The sequence below is a fragment of the Sphingopyxis sp. A083 genome, assembly GCF_001468495.1.
Classification (GTDB): domain Bacteria; phylum Pseudomonadota; class Alphaproteobacteria; order Sphingomonadales; family Sphingomonadaceae; genus Sphingopyxis; species Sphingopyxis terrae.
On the sequence record NZ_LNSK01000006.1, the window covers coordinates 1 to 15,225 of the forward strand.

Below are 15,225 nucleotides of genomic sequence, written 5' to 3' on the forward strand. Positions count from 1 at the left end.
GCTGACGCCGCATCGCGTCGACATGCTGTTGTCGGCGCTCGATCATCGTGACCGGGTCTACATCATCGAGACGTTTCACCGGCTCGGCCTGCCTGACGAGGTGATCGAGCGGCTGCTGTCGCTCGCCCGGCGCATCAACCGCCAGCCGCTCGCGGTTGCAGCGGGGTTGCTGGTGACCGCGCTTGAAACCGTGGAGGCCCAAGGCTGATGGTCAAGGCGCGTTCCACCGACCAGCTTGCGTTCGCGTTCGAGGCGCCGCGTCCCGCGACGCACGCCGCGGCGCTCGCGGGCATGGACGCGCGGATCGCGCGCATTCGCGCACGCTGTGGCGCAAGTTCCAGAAGGAAGTGCCCGAGCAGGTCGTCGTGTTCCGCCGCGAGGGCGAGGAAGCGCTGCGCAAGCTGCTACCCGCGCAAATCCGGTCGGTGCGCGAACTGCATGCCATGGAGCTGGTCAATATCGACGGCCACCGCTGCGACGTGTTCGTCCGCTGGCCCGACGGCCGCATCATCCGCCCGACGATGATCGCGATCCAGGACGTTTACTCGCGCAAGTTCCTGAGCTGGCGCATCGCAGAAACCGAGGACATGGTCACCGCGCGGCTCGTATTCGCCGACTTGTTCGCGAAATGGGGCATCCCCAAGGCTTTGCTCGCCGACAACGGCCGCGCCTTCGCGTCGAAGTGGCTGACGGGCGGCGCGAAGACGCGTTTCCGCTTCAAGGTGCGCGATGAAGACCCGACCGGCCTCCTGACCGCGCTCGGCATCCATATCCACTGGGCGAAACCCTATCGCGGCCAGTCGAAGCCGATCGAGCGGGGTTTCCGTGACCTGTGCGACGCGCTCGCCAAACATCCCGCGTTCGAGGGCGCCTACACCGGCAATCGCCCCGATGCGAAACCCGAGAATTATGGCAGCAAGGCGATCGACCTCGACACCTTCCTGCGCGTGTGGAACGCCGGGATGGAAGCGCACAACCAGCGCCTCGGCCGTCGCAGCGAAATGGCGATGGGGCGGCTGAGCTTCGATCAGGTGTTCGAGGAAAGCTACGTGCGGGCGCCGATCGGCAAGGCGACCGAAGAGCAGCTGCGCATGGCGCTGTTCGCGGCCGATCAGGTTCGCACCGACCGCAAGACTGGCGCGATCAATCTGGCGGGGAATCGCTATTGGTCCGCGGAGCTGGCCGAGCTGGCGGGGCAGCCGGTGACCGTGCGCTTCGACCCCGAGCAGCTCCACGCGCCGATCCACGTCTATGACCGTCAGGGCCGTTTCCTCGTCACCGCGCCGCTGTGGGAGGCCACCGGCTTCCTCGATATGGCGGCAGCCAAGAAGCGCCAGCGCCTCGAACGCGATTGGAAGAAGAAGACCAAGGCGGCGACCGATGCGCTCGACCTGCTCAGCGCGGACGAGCTTGTCGCGCGCATGCCGGAATATGACGAAGGTGATGCCGCGCCGACGCCGACCGTGGTCCGTCCCGTCCGTCATCGCGGCAACACCGCCGCCGCGCTGAAGCCCCTCTCACAAGCCGCTGAGCAGCCGCTGAGAACCCCCGCAGGTGAAGCCACCATCGACCGCCTTGCGCGCGCGGCCGAGCGGCACCTGCGTGCTGTCGATTAACCGCCCGTCCAAAGGAGAGAGAAGTGAACAATCCCGACGATTTTCCCGTCGATGAAGCCGAGATCAAGGCGTGGCTGTCCGAGCGCCGCACCACGACGGGTATGTCCTGGAAGGCGATCGAAGCCGAAAGCGGCATCCCGTCGGGCACGCTCTCGAACTGGGTGAACAACACCTATGCCGGCAAGGGCGAGAATGTCGCCCGCAAGGTCTTCCGCTATCGCCAGATGCTCGACAGCCAGGCCGAGCGCGCCGCCGATCGGCAGAGCGCCGGATTGACCGACGCCCCGTCCTACATCGAAACCGCCACCGGTCGGCGTCTGCGCGGCCTGATGACGACCGCGCATAGCGGCGAAATCACCTATGCCGCGACCGGCCCCGGCACCGGAAAGACGAAGGAAGCCGAGCAATATATCGCCTGCGTCGCCAACGCCTACATGGTGACGATGAAGCCGACGACGAAGAGCGTCACGGCGATGATGGGCGAGGTCATCCGCGCCTTGGGCGGAAAGTCGGGCACGAGCTGGGCGCGGCAGATGTCGGCGCAGGTCGTCGATATGGTCAAGGGGCGCCGGACGCTTCTGATCGTCGACGAGGCCAATTATCTGGAGTTCGAGGCGCATGAGGAGCTTCGCGCCTGGCACGATATCGCCGGCCTCGGCATCTGCCTGCTCGGCAACGAAGAACTGCATGCCACGAGGCGTTCGCCGTCGGCCGCATCACGGCCGAGTGCTGCGGATGCGGCTTGCCGCTGGCGATCGTCGCTTCCCGGAGGATCATGTGATGGATGCACGACCGGAACGGGTCCGCTGCGAACGGCAGATCGGAAAGGACGGCCTTCACGCCACAGAGCGCGAGGTACTGAGCCTTTTCGATGCCGGAGCCGGCATCAAGAATATCGAGTTCATCACCGGGCTGAAGAAGGCGACGATCCTGGCGATTACCAACCGCTTCTCCGTCACCGCCCTGGAACCCTGGAAAGAAGATGCCCGTCAGGGCAGCGCAGCGCTGCTCGCGGCGATCCGCCTGCACCATCCCGGCCATTGCGGGGTGGCATCATGAGCGCCGCCATCAAGATGATCCATGTCGCCAAGCGCGAGCTGGGGATGGATGACGACGACTATCGCGCCGTCCTCGGCCGCGCGACGCGCGGCGCCGCGACATCGCTGCGCGCGATGACCGACGGGCAGCTCCAGTTGGTCATTGGCGAGATGAAGAAGCTCGGCTTTGTTCCGTCGTCGCCCACGGGCACGAGCCGCAAGGTCAAAGGGCCGTTCGCGCCCAAGCTGCTCGCGCTCTGGCTGTCGGGCTGGAACCTCGGGATCGTTCATAGCCGCGACGATCAGGCACTGATCCACTTCGTCGAGCGGCAGACGGGCATCGCGCACGTCCAGTGGCTCCGCGATCCGCGCGATGCCGCCAAGGCGATCGACGGGCTGAAGCTTTGGATCGCGCGCGAAGCCGGCGTCATATGGCCCAAGTCGACGGTCGCGACTGGCCGGGAGATGAAGGTTGCGGTGATCGCCGCGCAGCATCGCCTGCTCGGCCTGGGCGAACATTATCGCGACAGCGCGGAAGTCTCCGACGCGCAGCTCGACAAGATCATCGGGGCGCTGGGCGCGAAGATCAGGGGCGCGAAGAATGGCTGAGCGTTCCCGCGCCGACGAGCTGCGCCGCCACCGTGAGGCGTTCGAATATGCCCGTGAGCATAATCTGACGCTCCGCGACGCCGAGAAGGCCATCGCGGCCGAGCGCAGCCGGATGGCGCGGGAAAGGCTCGCAGCTGTCCGGCAATGCGGCCGCAGCGCCGCCGCTCCGCTCGCCGCGATCGGTGCCGATCAGCCGCCGCGCCCGATCCCTGAAAACGCACCCTGGATGATGAGAGACTGATAGATGAGCGCTCCCCGCCTTTCCGATACGGCCGTCCTCCGCTTTCTTGAGCGATCGGGGGTGCAAGTCGAGCAGCTTCGCGCGACACTCGAGTCGGCGCTCGATCGTGCCGGCCACGCCGCGGCCGAACTGGGGGCGAGCGAGTATCTGATCGTTGTGGATGATCTGACCTTCGTCGTCCGCAACAGCACGGTGACCACGATCTTGCCCGATGGCTCGCCCAGCTCGCGCGCTCGCGCTCTCGCGGGCGGATATCTTCAGCGCCTCGCGTTCGGCGGGAAGGTCGAGGGGCGCAATTTCGGCGTGACGCGGACCGGCCCGGCACGGTTCGACCTGACAAAGCTGGTGCCGATGCTGGAAGCGGTCCACGAGCGCCTAGCGCCAGTTCATATCGAGCGGCTTCCCTTTGAGAAGCTCATCGCGCGCTACGATCGCCCAGGAGCGCTTTTCTATTGCGATCCGCCCTATCATGGGTGCGAGGATGACTACGGCCAGGGCGTGTTCTCACGTGCTGATTTTGCCCGTCTGAGAGACCTCTTAGAGGGCGCGAAAGGGCGCTTCATTTTGTCGATCAACGACCATCCCGACATCCGCGACCTGTTCGCCGAATGCGCGATCGAGGAGGTCGGCGTCACTTATCGTGTCAGCGGGCAGGTGACGGCCGCACGGGAACTGATTATCTCGGGCGGCAGAGGAGAATCGGAATGACCAACGACGTCGCTTTCATCAATACGCTGAACGAGAAGATCGCGGGCGAGAAGGGCGCTGGCACCAGATGCGTCGTGTTCGTCGATGGCTTTCCGAAAGGAATCGGAGGTGTGTCTATGATCGCCGTTGAAGGCGATGTCGCCATCATCGTTGCGGATGAAGAGGTGGCCTATGTGGACCCCGCGCGCGTCGTCGGGTTGAAGGTCATCGACTGAGGCAAGGCGCTTTCGAGTGCTACAACTTGTCTTGTCAGACACTCAAAAAGCTTTTGTCGCGCTTCAGGAGCCTCCGGCGGATCGGGGTGCTAAATTAGCGGCTAGCCAAGCGCGCTGCGTTCGTCCTATGTTCCGCCGATGACCTTGCCCCTGATCCTCGCCGTCGTTGCCGCCCTTGTCGTCGGTGCCGTGATCGGCTGGCTGTTCGCCGGACGGCAGGCGGGCGGGCTCAAGGCCGAACGCGACGGGCTCGCCGAACGATTCAGGATCGCCGTCACCGATCTCGCCGCCGAAGCGGAGGCACGCAAGGCCGCCGATATCCAGCTCGCGTCGCTGCTCGCCGAACAAAAGGCGCGCGACGCGGCACACGACGCGCAGGTCGCGCAGCTCAAGGAGGCACAGGCGGCGCTCACCGCGCAATTCCGCGAGGTCGGGCAGGCGATGCTGGGCGAGGCGCAGAAAAACTTCCTCGAACGCGCCGATCAGCGGTTCCGCCAGAGCGAGGAAAGCGCGGGGCAGAATCTGAAGGCGCTGCTCCAGCCGGTTCACGAGCGGCTGGAGAGATATGAGAGCGAGGTCAAGAAGGTCGAGGCCGAACGCCGCGACGCCTTCGGGCTGCTGCACGGTCAGATCGCCGCGATGCGCGAAGGCACCGAGCGGGTGTCGAGCGAGGCGGCGAAGCTGGTCAACGCGTTGCGCAACGCGCCCAAGGCGCGCGGCCGCTGGGGCGAGCAACAGCTGCGCAATGTGCTCGAAAGCTGCGGCCTGTCCGAACATGCCGATTTCCAGACCGAAGTAAGCGTCACGGATGGCGAAGGCGGGCGGCTGCGTCCCGACGTCGTGGTCAAGGTGCCCGGCGGGCAAAGCCTGGTCATCGACGCCAAAGTGTCGCTCAACGCCTATCAGGACGCGTTCGGCGCGGTCGACGAAGCCGAAAAGACCGCGCATCTCGCCGCGCATGCCGCGGCGATGAAGGCGCACGTCAACACGCTGAGCGCCAAGGCCTATTGGAACCAGTTCGACGACACGCCCGACTATGTCGTGATGTTCGTCCCCGGCGAACATTTCCTCGCCGCCGCGCTCGATCATGATGCCGAGCTTTGGGATTATGCCTTCGACCGCAAGGTGCTGCTCGCCACGCCGACCAACCTGATCGCGATCGCGCGCACCGTCGCGGCGGTCTGGCGGCAGGAAAAGCTGGCGGGGCAGGCGCGCGAGATCGCCGCGCTCGGCAAGGAGCTTTATGCGCGCATGGCGACGATGGGCGGGCATATCGCGCGCGTTGGCAAGAATCTCGATCAGGCGACCGGCGCTTACAACGCCTTTGTGGGTAGCTTCGAAAGCCAGGTGCTGACGCAGGCGAAGCGTTTCGAGGCGCTCGACGTAGAAACAGGCGGCAAGGAAATTCCCGTGCTGCCCGTCGCCGAACAGGCGGCGCGGCCGCTGGCGAAGCTTGCGGCGGCACCGGCTGCGGTGAACGACGCGAGCGAATGACCTATCGCCCCCGCTCGGGCGGAGGCGATATGGCGCGTCAGATCACGCGCTTCAGCACCGCCGTCTGGCCGCTTTCACCGATCAGCACCATCGTGCCGTCGGACGGGAAGCTCAGCCGCACCGGCGTCTTCATCAGGTCGAAGAAGGCGCGTTCCTGCGCCATGCCGGCGCCGGGGCAGGCCATCAGCGTCGCCGCAAGCTGTCCTGCGGTCAGCACGCCGTCCTCGACGGCATAGCTGCCTCCGAAGCGGTTGCAGCCCGCGCTGCCGCTCATCCGTTCTCCCTCGAAGGCGAGGTCGGTGGGGCGATCGGCGGCGACCGGCGTGCCGCCAATCGACACGAAGGTCCAGCGGGTGCCGGTAAGATCGGCGGCCGGCAAGATCGCACCGCCGCAGCCCTTAACCGTCTTGCCGTCGGCGGTGACGGTCACCGTGTCGCGATACCGGCGGTCGCTCATCCCGTCGCTGCACGCGCTGTGCGTCACATCGACGTTCAGCCGGTCGGTCACATAGCGCTCGCCGTTGAAACTCGGCCGCGCGCCGGGGTTGGCGACCGCGATCCGCGTCGCGCCATAATCGCCATTATAGGCGAGGCGCGCGGGCGTGATTTCCAGCGTCCAGCCCGGCTCGGTACCCAGCGCCATATAGGCCTCGGTCGGCGGAGCGGGCGTCGCGGGTCCGGTGCCGGTGGCAGCGCAGCCGGCAAGCGTCGCTGCGGCGGTTAGGGCGGGGACAAGCAGCATTTTCATGACAGATCCTTTCGCAGCGGCGGGTACATCGGGTCCAATGGCCGGCCGCTGAACAGGTTGCATGGCCAGCGTTCAGCTTCGCTGCTGGTTCAGCACTTCATAGGCCATGACCGCGGCCGCAACGGCCGCGTTCAGGCTGTCGGCCTTGCCCATCATCGGCATTTTTACGCGCACGTCGGCGGCTTCGGCATAGGCTTGCGGCAGGCCCTGCGATTCATTGCCGATCAGGATGAAGGTGGGGGCGGCATAACGCACCGCCTGATAATCCTTGGTGTCGTCGCCGAGCCAGGTTGCGACCAGTTCGCCGCGCCCGCTGCGCAGCCAGGGCAGAAACTCGTCCCATTCGGCCTGCACCAGCCGCTGGGTGAAGATCGCCCCCATGCTCGCGCGCACCGCCTCGACGCCATAGGGATCGGTCGATTCGCCGAGCAGGATCAACCCGCCGGCACCGACCGCGTCGCCGGTACGCAGCATGGTGCCCAGATTGCCAGGATCGCGCAGCCGTTCGGCAACCAGCCAGATCGGCGCCGCGTCGCGATCGAGGTCGGATAGCGCAGTCCGCGGCTCGGCATAGATGCCGACGACGGTCTGCGGATTGTCCTTGCCCGACAATTTGGAGAGGATCGCCGGCGTCGTGTCGATCACCTCGCCGCCGCTCGCCAGCGTCGCGTCGATCAGCGTCCGCGCGAGCGGATGCGCGGCGCCCTCGTCGGCCAGAAACAGCCAGCGCGGCAATATGCCCGCCTCGCGCGCTTCGGTCGCGATACGCAGCCCTTCGGCCAGGAACAGCCCTTCGGCCCGGCGATGCCGCTTTTCGCGCAACAGCCGCATCCGCTTGACGAGCGGGTTCGACAGGCTTTCGATTCGGGAACGGCGATGGGTCAACTCTGGTGTTCCTTGGGATTCCGTCTCCCTGAGCGAAGACGAGGGGCCCCTTCGAGCGAAGCGAGAACCCGCAATGTCCTTGCCTCGACTTCGCTCGCCATGCCCCCTCGTCTTCGCTCGGGGATGCGGCAGAAGGGAGGAGCGTATCTAGTCCTCGCCGAAGCTGTCCTTGACCAGCCCGACGAGCTTGAGCATCGCGGCTTCGGCGCCGTCGCCGCTGGTGTGGATGGTGATGCTGTCACCCTTCGCCGCGCCCAGCATCATCAATCCCATGATCGACGATCCCGATACGCGCGACCCACCCTTTTCGACCTCGACCGACACGGTTTCGGGCAGGCGGCTGACGAAGGTAACGAACTTGGCGCTGGCGCGGGCGTGCAGACCGCGCTGGTTGGTGATTTCTACCGTTTCGCTGATCTGGTTCATGGCCCCACCCCCAACATTTCCGATGCGACGGAAATATATTTCTGGCCTGCTTCCTTGGCCGCGATCACCGCGGCACGCAGGTCCATCGTCTTGCGCGCGCTTTCCAGCCGGATGAGCATCGGCAGGTTGACGCCGGCAATGACTTCGGTTCGCCCGCTTTCCAGCAGGCTGATGGCAAGGTTCGACGGGGTGCCGCCGAACAGGTCGGTCAGTATGACGACCCCGCGCCCTTCGTCGACGCGCTGGATCGCTTCGGCAATTTCGCCGCGGCGCACTTCCATATTGTCATTGGGGCCGATGCACACCGTCGCCACCGCGCGCTGCGGTCCCACCACATGTTCCATCGCCGTCACCATTTCCTCGGCGAGGCGGCCGTGTGTGACGAGAACCATTCCGAGCAGCGGCAGGGCTTTATCGGTGGGCATGAAAAGCGAGACCCTTATGTTTGTCCGCCGGGTGCGGGAGATGCGGGCGGGGGCTTGCCCTCAAGCCCATCTTGCGGGGCCGAGTCAAGGTTGCGGTGGGTCACCGTGGGCTCGTGGCCCGCGGCGCGTAGCGTTCGGGCAACACGATCGGCGACATGGACCGAACGGTGGCGCCCGCCGGTGCAGCCGAAGGCGATGGTGACATAGCTTTTCCCTTCGGCGCGGTAGCGCGGCAGCAGGGTGAGGAGCAGGGTTTCGATCTGCGCCACCGTCGCTTCATAAGCGGGATCGGTGCGGATATAGGCGGCGACGTCGGGGTCGAGCCCGGTGTGCGGGCGCAGCGCCGCGTCCCAGTGCGGATTGCGCAGATAGCGCATGTCGAACACCAGATCGGCGTGGCGAGGCAACCCGCGCGCGAAGCCGAAGCTCAATATGTTGAGCACCGGCGCATCGTCGCCGCCGCCGCCGAAGCGCTGGCGCACCTCTTGCTGCAGATCGTTGCTCGTATAGTTGGTCGTGTCGATGACATGCTCCGCCCAGCGGCGGAGCGGCTCCATCATCTCGCGTTCGCGCGCGATGCCGTCGGCGGCGGGGCGGTCCTCCGCCATCGGGTGGCGGCGGCGCGTCTCCGAAAAGCGCCGTTCGAGTTCAGCGCCCGCGCAATCGAGGAACAGCGTCTGCATGTCGCGCCCGCCCGCTTCGCGCAGTTCCTTCATGCGTTTGACGAGCAGCGCCGGCTTGAAACCACGGCTGCGACTGTCGATGCCGACCGCGATCGGCCGGTTCGCCGCGCTGCGCTGCACCGGCGCGTCAATCAGCGCGTCGAGCAGCGCGAGCGGCAGATTGTCGACAACCTCCCAACCCAGATCTTCCAGCACCTTGAGCACGGTCGACTTGCCGGCGCCCGAAAGGCCGGTGACGAGCAGGAGACGCGGTGCGGCGGGATCGCTCATGCGGCTGGCGCCAGCCGTTCGAGCGCGAGCAATATCTTGATCGGGGCCGATACTTCGAAGGCCGAAAGCAGCAGTGCGGGCAGGGGATGGCCGACAACCATTTCGACCTGATTCACCGCGGGCATGCGATCATAATGGTCGGTAAGCCGGACCGCGAGAGCCAGCGGCACCGGAGCGGTCCACGGTCGCTCGATGATGCCGATGCCGCGCACTTCCAGCTTTCCGGCCAGATTTTCGGGCGGGCGGCACCACAGGCGTCCGCGCTCGTACCATATGTCGCAGCGGTCGTCGGCGACGAGCCGCGCGCCCCGGTCGAGCAGGCGGAGCGCAAGATCCGACTTGCCTTGACCCGAATTGCCGAGAATCAGGACGCCGCCATTGCCCGCTGCCACGCAGCTCGCATGGATATTGTGGATCTCGGCCCTGGTCCTGCTCGGGAACATGGGTGCAGGCTTACCGGCGACGAAGCGGGGCTGCAAGGCGATAGGCGCCCGCGGCAAGTTCAGCCTGTGGGATCGGAGCCTTCGCGCGCGGGCAGGGTGATCAGCAGGCTGGCGCCGGGCCGGCCGTCGTCGCGGTCGCGCGCCGAGATGGTGCCGCCATGCCCCTCGATGATCGTTCGCGCGATGGCGAGGCCCAGCCCGCTATGCTTGCCGAACGCTTCCCCCGACGGCCGTTCGCTATGGAAACGGCGAAAAATTGCTTCGCGTTGCGACGGTTCGATCCCCGGCCCGTCGTCGTCGACCCGCACGTGAACCTCGTCGCCCAGCCGCGTGGCGGCGATGCAGACGAGGCCGCCTGCGGGCGAGAAGCTGATCGCATTGTCGATGACATTGTCGATCGCCCGCTCGATCCGATGGCCGTCGCCCATCACCGCAGTCGTCCCCTTGCGCGGCCGCGCAAAGGCGATGCGCGGTCGATCTTCGTTCTGGCTGTTGCGGGCGCAGCGCGCGGCGAGCATCGATTCGATCATCAGCCCGACATCGACGGGTTCAAAAGACGCGCGCGACAATTGCGCGTCGATCCGGCTTGCGTCGCTGATGTCGGTGACGAGGCGGTCGAGCCGGCGGACATCCTCGTCGGCGATAGCGAGCAACTGGGTGCGCTGCGCGTCGGACGTGACGCGCCCCAGCCCTTCGATCGCCGATCGCACCGATGCGATGGGATTTTTAAGCTCGTGGGTCACATCGGCGGCGAAATGTTCGCCCGCGTCGATGCGCTCGCGCAGCGCCTGCGTCATGTCGCTCAGCGCGCGTGCCAGCGTGCCGATCTCGTCGCGGCGGCTCGGCAGGCGGGGGACGACCACCTCGCGCGCGCGGCCCAGCCGGACGCGAACGGCGGCGCGTGCCAGTCGGCGCAGAGGGCGAACGATCGTGCGCGCCAGAAACAGCGACAGCAGGACCGATGCGATCACGACCATCGCGATGACGATCGCGAGGCGGAAGCGCTCGGCGCGCACCGTGCGCGTGATGTCGCGCGCGTTGAGCGTCATCAGCATCACCTCGGGTGTCTCCAGATCGACGACGCGGGTGGCGCTGAGCAGCGGGGTGCGTTCGGGGGCATAGCGGAATCGCGCTTGCGCTTCGCCGCTGCGCAATGTCGCTTCGGCCTCGGGCCAGGCGGCGAGCGTGTCTTGGGCCGGTTCGGTAAATTCGGGGTAGCTCGGCGCGCCGACGATCCAGTCGATGCCGCGGTCCATCGCGCGCGCCGCATCGCGCTGCCACGCCTGCAAATCGGGATCGCGAAGCGTATAGGTCGGCGGCCCATGATCGAAACTGTCGGACAGCTTGCGGCCATCGGCAGCATAGAAGCGCAGCCGCGATTCGGTCGCGCGCGTGAATTCGCCGATCAGCCGCGCACGCTGGTCGGGGCGCGCCGCCTCGAGCGCGCTGTCGAGCAGGCCGAGCTGGTCCTGCATTTCGGAAATGCGCGTATCGACGAGGCGGGTGCGATAGGTATCGAGATAGAAGAATCCGCCCGCCAGCAGCGCGATCGCCAGGATGTTGACGGCCAGGATGCGCGTCGTCAGCGACCAGCGCGCCGACCAGACGAGCGGCGCCTCTTCCTGTTCGGCAATCGACGCGTCAGCCATCATCGGAGAAACGATACCCCGCACCATAGAGCGTCTCGATCGCGTCGAAGTCCGAATCGACCTCGCGGAACTTGCGGCGCAGGCGCTTGATGTGGCTGTCGATGGTGCGATCGTCGATATAGACATCGTCCTGATAGGCCGCGTCGAGAAGCTGGTTGCGGCTGCGCACGATGCCCGGGCGGCTGGCAAGCGTCTCCAGAATCAGGAATTCGGTGACGGTCAGCGTCACATCCCTGCCGCCCCAGCTCACCTTGTGCCGCGCCGGGTCCATCGCGAGCCGGCCCCGCACGATCGGTTCGGCCGCAGGCTCGTCGTCGGCGGCCGCGGCATTGCGGTTGAGGTCGACGCGGCGCAGGATCGCGCGGATGCGGGCGATCAGCAGCCGCTGCGAAAAGGGTTTGGAGATATAGTCGTCGGCACCCATCGCGAGTCCCAGCGCCTCGTCGATCTCGTCGTCCTTGCTGGTGAGGAAGATCACCGGAAGCTGGCTTTTCTCGCGCAGGCGGCGCAGCAGCTCGAGCCCGTCCATGCGCGGCATCTTGACGTCGAAGACGGCCAGATCGGGCGGATTGTCGATGAGCGGCTTCAGCGCGGCTTCGCCGTCCGAATAGACGCGCGTGACAAAGCCTTCGGCCTGAAGCGCGATCGACAGGGATTGCAGGATGTTGCGGTCGTCGTCGACCAGCGCGATGGTTGCCGTCATGCTCTTTCCATTGGGCGGACCCGGCGCCGGACTAGCCGATCTGCCGCCCAGCGACAACTGCGCACAGCCGGACCGCGATTCACCTTTTAATCTTTTGACCTCGGCCTCGGCTATCGCTAACGCGGCCGGGATTTCGGAATCGGCGTGACGTCGGCACCCCATGTTCATGCGGGCCCATCGCTTTCGCATGGCATGTCCTGCATACCTATGCAAAGGTGCGCGCGGCGCAGAGGAAAGGCGAAGCAAATGACCAAGGTTGTGATCGGCACCGACACCGTCGAAACCAAAGCGGATGTGGCCGAAAACTGGGGCACCGCGCAGCTCGTCGAGGATGCCGTGCGCAATGGCGAAGGCCTGCTCGCGAAGGACGGCCCGCTCGTCGTCGCCACCGGCAAGCACACCGGGCGCAGCGCCAAGGACAAGTTCATCGTCCAGGATGCCGAAACGGCAGATACCATCTGGTGGGGCAAGACCAATGTGCCGATGACCCCCGATCATTTCGCCGCGCTCAAGGCCGATTTCTTTGCCCATCTCGCATCGCGCGACCGCGTCTATCGCCAGCAGCTGTTCGGCGGTTCGCAGCCCGAATATCGCGTCGGGGTGCAGGTCATCACCGAATTCGCCTGGCACAGCCAGTTCATTCGCACGCTGCTCTGCCGTCCGACGGCCGAGGAACTGGCGTCCTTCGCGACCGAATATACGATCATCGACCTGCCGAGCTTCCGCGCCGACCCGGCGAAACATGGTTCGCGCACCGAAACGGTGATCGCGGTGAACTTCTCCGAAAAGCTGATCCTGATCGGCGGCACGCAATATGCCGGCGAGATGAAGAAGTCGGTGTTCGGCATCCTCAACTATCTCCTTCCGGTGCAGGGCGTGATGCCGATGCATTGCTCGGCGAACATCGGCGCCGACGGCGATACGGCGGTTTTCTTCGGCCTGTCGGGCACCGGCAAGACGACGCTGTCGGCCGACGCCTCGCGCACGCTGATCGGCGACGATGAACATGGCTGGTCGGACACCGCGGTCTTCAACTTCGAAGGCGGCTGCTACGCCAAGATGATCCGCCTGTCGGCGGAGGCCGAACCCGAAATCTATGCGACGACGAAGCGTTTTGGCACGGTGCTCGAAAATGTGGTGATCGACCCCGCGACGCGCGAACTCGACCTCGACGACAACAGCCTCGCCGAAAACAGCCGCGGGTCCTATCCGATCGACTTCATCCCGAATGCGTCGGAAAAGAATATGGGCCCGGTGCCCAAGAATATCATTATGCTCACCGCCGATGCCTATGGTGTGCTGCCGCCGATCGCGAAGCTGACCCCCGATCAGGCGATGTATCACTTCCTGTCGGGCTATACTGCGCGCGTTGCGGGCACCGAAATCGGCGTGACCGAGCCCGAGGCGACCTTCTCGACCTGCTTCGGCGCGCCGTTCATGCCGCGCCATCCGTCGGTTTACGGCAACCTCCTCAAGGAGCGCATCGCCAAGGGCGGCGTCGAATGCTGGCTCGTCAACACCGGCTGGACCGGCGGCATGGCGACGATGGAGGGGATCAGCCGCATGCCGATCAAGGCGACCCGCGCACTGCTCAACGCGGCGCTCGACGGCAGCCTGAACAATGCGGAATTCCGCAAGGATCCGAATTTCGGCTTCATGGTTCCCGTTGCGGTGCCCGGCGTCGATTCGGGCCTGCTCGATCCGCGCGAAGCCTGGGCCGACAAGGCGGCCTATGACCGCACGGCGCAAACGCTGGTGCAGCAATTCATCGACAATTTCGCGCAATTTGCGGACCATGTCGACGAAGGCGTCCGCAACGCCGCACCACAGGCCGCCGTCGCGGCCTAAGGGTTAGAACCCGCCCAATACGCCGCTGAGGCGCCCAAATGGCAATGCTCACGAGCCAAATTGCTCGCCGGGAACAGTGGTTCTGTTTCCAAGAGCAATTTGGCTCGTGGGCGAAGCCATTTGGGCGTCCCTTCGGGATTTGACCGATTTCGTCCATTGCCGCGTCGAAGAGCCTTGGGATATATCTATATCCGGGCGTCTCTTCTCCTTGCACTGAACGAAATCGCTTCAAACCTCAGCGGTGTATTGGGCGGGTTCTAACCCCAACCCGGAAACTTCCGGGTGCTCATTCACCCGGAAGGACCGGACCCATGACCACCGACATGACCCCGCGCCTGTTCGAGCGCGATGCCGATATTCGCGCGATCGGTGCAGGCTTGCTCGCCTGCACCCTGCCGCGCGAGGCGTGGACGCACGAGGCGCATCTGGCGGCGTGCCTCTGGCTGCTGAGCGAGCGCCCCGACATCGACGTCGATGCCGAAATTGGGCCGATCATCCGCCGCTTCAACGAAAGCGTGGGCGGCGTGAACGACGACACGCAGGGCTATCACGACAGCATCACCCGCGCCTATGTCGCGGGGGTGCGGCTGTTCCTCGCTGAAACGGCGGAGACGGACCTGACCAGCCGCGTCAATGCGTTGCTGCGATCGCCCGTGGGCGCGCGCGACTGGCCGCTGCGCTTCTACAGCCGCGATCTGCTCTTTTCGGTGCCGGCGCGGCGCGGGTTCGTCCCGCCGGACCTCGCGCCGCTGCCTGCGCCGTGATAGCGTCGGTTCCGACTCGAAGCGAAGGAGCGCAGCCATGAGCATCTTGGACAATATTCTCGGACAGATTTCCGGAAACGACACGGTGGCTAACCTTGCCGCCAAGGTCGGCCTGTCGCCCGAGCATGTCGAATCGGCAATTGCCGCGCTCGCCAAGCATCACCCGATGCAGGGTGACACCGCCGAAGGCGCTGCCGCGACCACCGGTCTGCCGCTCGACAAGTTGCAGGAGATCATCGGCCAGATCGGCGGCGAAGGCTCGCTCGGCCGCTTTGCGCAGATGGTCCAGCAGGACGGCGGCGCGGGCATTCTCGGTGCGCTCGACCGCGATGGCGACGGCAACCCGCTCAACGACCTGGGCGGCATCGCGGGCTCGCTGTTCGGGAAGAAATAGGCAAACCCGTCAGGTCCGCCTACCGTCGACGATAGCGTCAGCGAAGGATCGCCTTGCCTTTTTCCGG

At 65.7% G+C, this 15,225-nt stretch carries 19 protein-coding genes and 1 pseudogene; 12 read left to right on the forward strand and 8 right to left on the reverse strand.

Annotation, left to right across the window (positions count from 1 at the left end):
- The 9 genes and pseudogenes from ATE59_RS18025 to ATE59_RS11790 form a co-directional block, all read left to right on the forward strand.
- On the forward strand, positions 1–208 hold a 208-nt coding region (locus ATE59_RS18025), incomplete at its 5' end, for a hypothetical protein (RefSeq protein WP_197409169.1).
- Positions 183–1,616, forward strand: coding sequence for a transposase domain-containing protein (locus ATE59_RS11765; RefSeq protein ID WP_082657409.1), 1,434 nt, complete (start codon positions 183–185; stop codon positions 1,614–1,616). The genes ATE59_RS18025 and ATE59_RS11765, both read left to right, overlap by 26 nt.
- Positions 1,617–2,050: 434 nt before the next feature.
- Positions 2,051–2,245, forward strand: a pseudogene (locus ATE59_RS18395) (hypothetical protein); the annotation flags it as partial.
- Positions 2,246–2,351: 106 nt separating this feature from the next.
- Complete coding sequence (locus ATE59_RS18240) at positions 2,352–2,675, forward strand: hypothetical protein (RefSeq protein WP_231737320.1); 324 nt, start codon at positions 2,352–2,354, stop codon at positions 2,673–2,675.
- The gene (locus ATE59_RS18245) at positions 2,672–3,262 is read left to right on the forward strand and encodes a regulatory protein GemA (protein ID WP_231737322.1); all 591 of its coding nucleotides are present in this window, start codon (positions 2,672–2,674) and stop codon (positions 3,260–3,262) included. Before ATE59_RS18240 ends, ATE59_RS18245 begins: the two co-directional genes overlap by 4 nt.
- Positions 3,255–3,503, forward strand: a complete 249-nt coding sequence (locus tag ATE59_RS11775; RefSeq protein ID WP_058812578.1) for a hypothetical protein — start codon at positions 3,255–3,257, stop codon at positions 3,501–3,503. The genes ATE59_RS18245 and ATE59_RS11775 overlap by 8 nt, the downstream gene beginning before the upstream one ends.
- Before the next feature lie 60 nt (positions 3,504–3,563).
- The gene (locus ATE59_RS11780) at positions 3,564–4,211 is read left to right on the forward strand and encodes a DNA adenine methylase (protein ID WP_058812579.1); all 648 of its coding nucleotides are present in this window, start codon (positions 3,564–3,566) and stop codon (positions 4,209–4,211) included.
- Positions 4,208–4,426, forward strand: a complete 219-nt coding sequence (locus ATE59_RS11785) for a hypothetical protein (protein ID WP_058812580.1) — start codon at positions 4,208–4,210, stop codon at positions 4,424–4,426. The genes ATE59_RS11780 and ATE59_RS11785 overlap by 4 nt, the downstream gene beginning before the upstream one ends.
- Before the next feature lie 138 nt (positions 4,427–4,564).
- A complete protein-coding gene (locus tag ATE59_RS11790; protein ID WP_058812581.1) occupies positions 4,565–5,920 on the forward strand; it encodes a DNA recombination protein RmuC in 1,356 nt (451 codons plus the stop codon).
- A gap of 37 nt (positions 5,921–5,957) precedes the next feature.
- On the opposite strand, the gene ATE59_RS11795 is transcribed toward ATE59_RS11790, so the two are convergent.
- The 8 genes from ATE59_RS11795 to ATE59_RS11830 form a co-directional block, all read right to left on the reverse strand.
- Positions 5,958–6,668 carry an META domain-containing protein gene (locus ATE59_RS11795; RefSeq protein WP_058812582.1) on the reverse strand — a complete coding sequence of 237 codons (711 nt, stop codon included), beginning with the start codon at positions 6,666–6,668 and terminating at the stop codon, positions 5,958–5,960.
- Between the two features lie 72 nt (positions 6,669–6,740).
- Positions 6,741–7,553 (reverse strand): TrmH family RNA methyltransferase, encoded by an 813-nt coding sequence (locus ATE59_RS11800; protein ID WP_440514121.1) that lies wholly within the window; start codon positions 7,551–7,553, stop codon positions 6,741–6,743.
- A 147-nt stretch (positions 7,554–7,700) separates the two neighbouring features.
- A complete protein-coding gene (locus ATE59_RS11805; protein WP_003040349.1) occupies positions 7,701–7,979 on the reverse strand; it encodes an HPr family phosphocarrier protein in 279 nt (92 codons plus the stop codon).
- Complete coding sequence (locus ATE59_RS11810; protein WP_040589359.1) at positions 7,976–8,380, reverse strand: PTS sugar transporter subunit IIA; 405 nt, start codon at positions 8,378–8,380, stop codon at positions 7,976–7,978. The genes ATE59_RS11805 and ATE59_RS11810 overlap by 4 nt, the downstream gene beginning before the upstream one ends.
- A gap of 38 nt (positions 8,381–8,418) precedes the next feature.
- Positions 8,419–9,357: an RNase adapter RapZ gene (gene rapZ, locus ATE59_RS11815; protein ID WP_003040345.1), complete on the reverse strand. Its 939-nt coding sequence runs from the start codon at positions 9,355–9,357 to the stop codon at positions 8,419–8,421.
- A complete protein-coding gene (locus ATE59_RS11820; protein ID WP_003040343.1) occupies positions 9,354–9,800 on the reverse strand; it encodes an HPr kinase/phosphorylase in 447 nt (148 codons plus the stop codon). The genes rapZ and ATE59_RS11820 overlap by 4 nt, the downstream gene beginning before the upstream one ends.
- A gap of 59 nt (positions 9,801–9,859) precedes the next feature.
- Positions 9,860–11,452 (reverse strand): sensor histidine kinase, encoded by a 1,593-nt coding sequence (locus tag ATE59_RS11825; protein ID WP_371830024.1) that lies wholly within the window; start codon positions 11,450–11,452, stop codon positions 9,860–9,862.
- Positions 11,442–12,152 carry a response regulator transcription factor gene (locus tag ATE59_RS11830; protein ID WP_003040337.1) on the reverse strand — a complete coding sequence of 237 codons (711 nt, stop codon included), beginning with the start codon at positions 12,150–12,152 and terminating at the stop codon, positions 11,442–11,444. The genes ATE59_RS11825 and ATE59_RS11830 overlap by 11 nt, the downstream gene beginning before the upstream one ends.
- Before the next feature lie 246 nt (positions 12,153–12,398).
- Between ATE59_RS11830 and ATE59_RS11835 the strand changes: the two genes are divergently transcribed.
- The 3 genes from ATE59_RS11835 (at position 12,399) to ATE59_RS11845 (ending at position 15,158) form a co-directional block, all read left to right on the forward strand.
- The gene (locus ATE59_RS11835) at positions 12,399–14,000 is read left to right on the forward strand and encodes a phosphoenolpyruvate carboxykinase (protein WP_003040334.1); all 1,602 of its coding nucleotides are present in this window, start codon (positions 12,399–12,401) and stop codon (positions 13,998–14,000) included.
- A 311-nt stretch (positions 14,001–14,311) separates the two neighbouring features.
- Positions 14,312–14,764, forward strand: a complete 453-nt coding sequence (locus tag ATE59_RS11840) for a hypothetical protein (protein WP_058812584.1) — start codon at positions 14,312–14,314, stop codon at positions 14,762–14,764.
- Between the two features lie 37 nt (positions 14,765–14,801).
- Positions 14,802–15,158, forward strand: a complete 357-nt coding sequence (locus ATE59_RS11845; RefSeq protein WP_003040328.1) for a hypothetical protein — start codon at positions 14,802–14,804, stop codon at positions 15,156–15,158.
- Positions 15,159–15,225 lie beyond the last annotated feature (67 nt).

Bases quoted from the DNA above. Each gene is read 5' to 3' on its own strand.
- ATE59_RS11775 (WP_058812578.1), top strand. From the start codon at position 3,255: ATGGCTGAGCGTTCCCGCGCCGACGAGCTGCGCCGCCACCGTGAGGCG.
- ATE59_RS11830 (WP_003040337.1), bottom strand. From the start codon at position 12,152: ATGACGGCAACCATCGCGCTGGTCGACGACGACCGCAACATCCTGCAA.
- ATE59_RS11845 (WP_003040328.1), top strand. From the start codon at position 14,802: ATGAGCATCTTGGACAATATTCTCGGACAGATTTCCGGAAACGACACG.
- ATE59_RS11790 (WP_058812581.1), top strand. From the start codon at position 4,565: ATGACCTTGCCCCTGATCCTCGCCGTCGTTGCCGCCCTTGTCGTCGGT.
- ATE59_RS11835 (WP_003040334.1), top strand. From the start codon at position 12,399: ATGACCAAGGTTGTGATCGGCACCGACACCGTCGAAACCAAAGCGGAT.
- ATE59_RS11825 (WP_371830024.1), bottom strand. From the start codon at position 11,452: ATGATGGCTGACGCGTCGATTGCCGAACAGGAAGAGGCGCCGCTCGTC.
- ATE59_RS11785 (WP_058812580.1), top strand. From the start codon at position 4,208: ATGACCAACGACGTCGCTTTCATCAATACGCTGAACGAGAAGATCGCG.
- ATE59_RS11820 (WP_003040343.1), bottom strand. From the start codon at position 9,800: ATGTTCCCGAGCAGGACCAGGGCCGAGATCCACAATATCCATGCGAGC.
- ATE59_RS18245 (WP_231737322.1), top strand. From the start codon at position 2,672: ATGAGCGCCGCCATCAAGATGATCCATGTCGCCAAGCGCGAGCTGGGG.
- ATE59_RS11805 (WP_003040349.1), bottom strand. From the start codon at position 7,979: ATGAACCAGATCAGCGAAACGGTAGAAATCACCAACCAGCGCGGTCTG.
- ATE59_RS11840 (WP_058812584.1), top strand. From the start codon at position 14,312: ATGACCACCGACATGACCCCGCGCCTGTTCGAGCGCGATGCCGATATT.
- ATE59_RS18240 (WP_231737320.1), top strand. From the start codon at position 2,352: ATGCGGCTTGCCGCTGGCGATCGTCGCTTCCCGGAGGATCATGTGATG.
- ATE59_RS11795 (WP_058812582.1), bottom strand. From the start codon at position 6,668: ATGAAAATGCTGCTTGTCCCCGCCCTAACCGCCGCAGCGACGCTTGCC.
- rapZ (WP_003040345.1), bottom strand. From the start codon at position 9,357: ATGAGCGATCCCGCCGCACCGCGTCTCCTGCTCGTCACCGGCCTTTCG.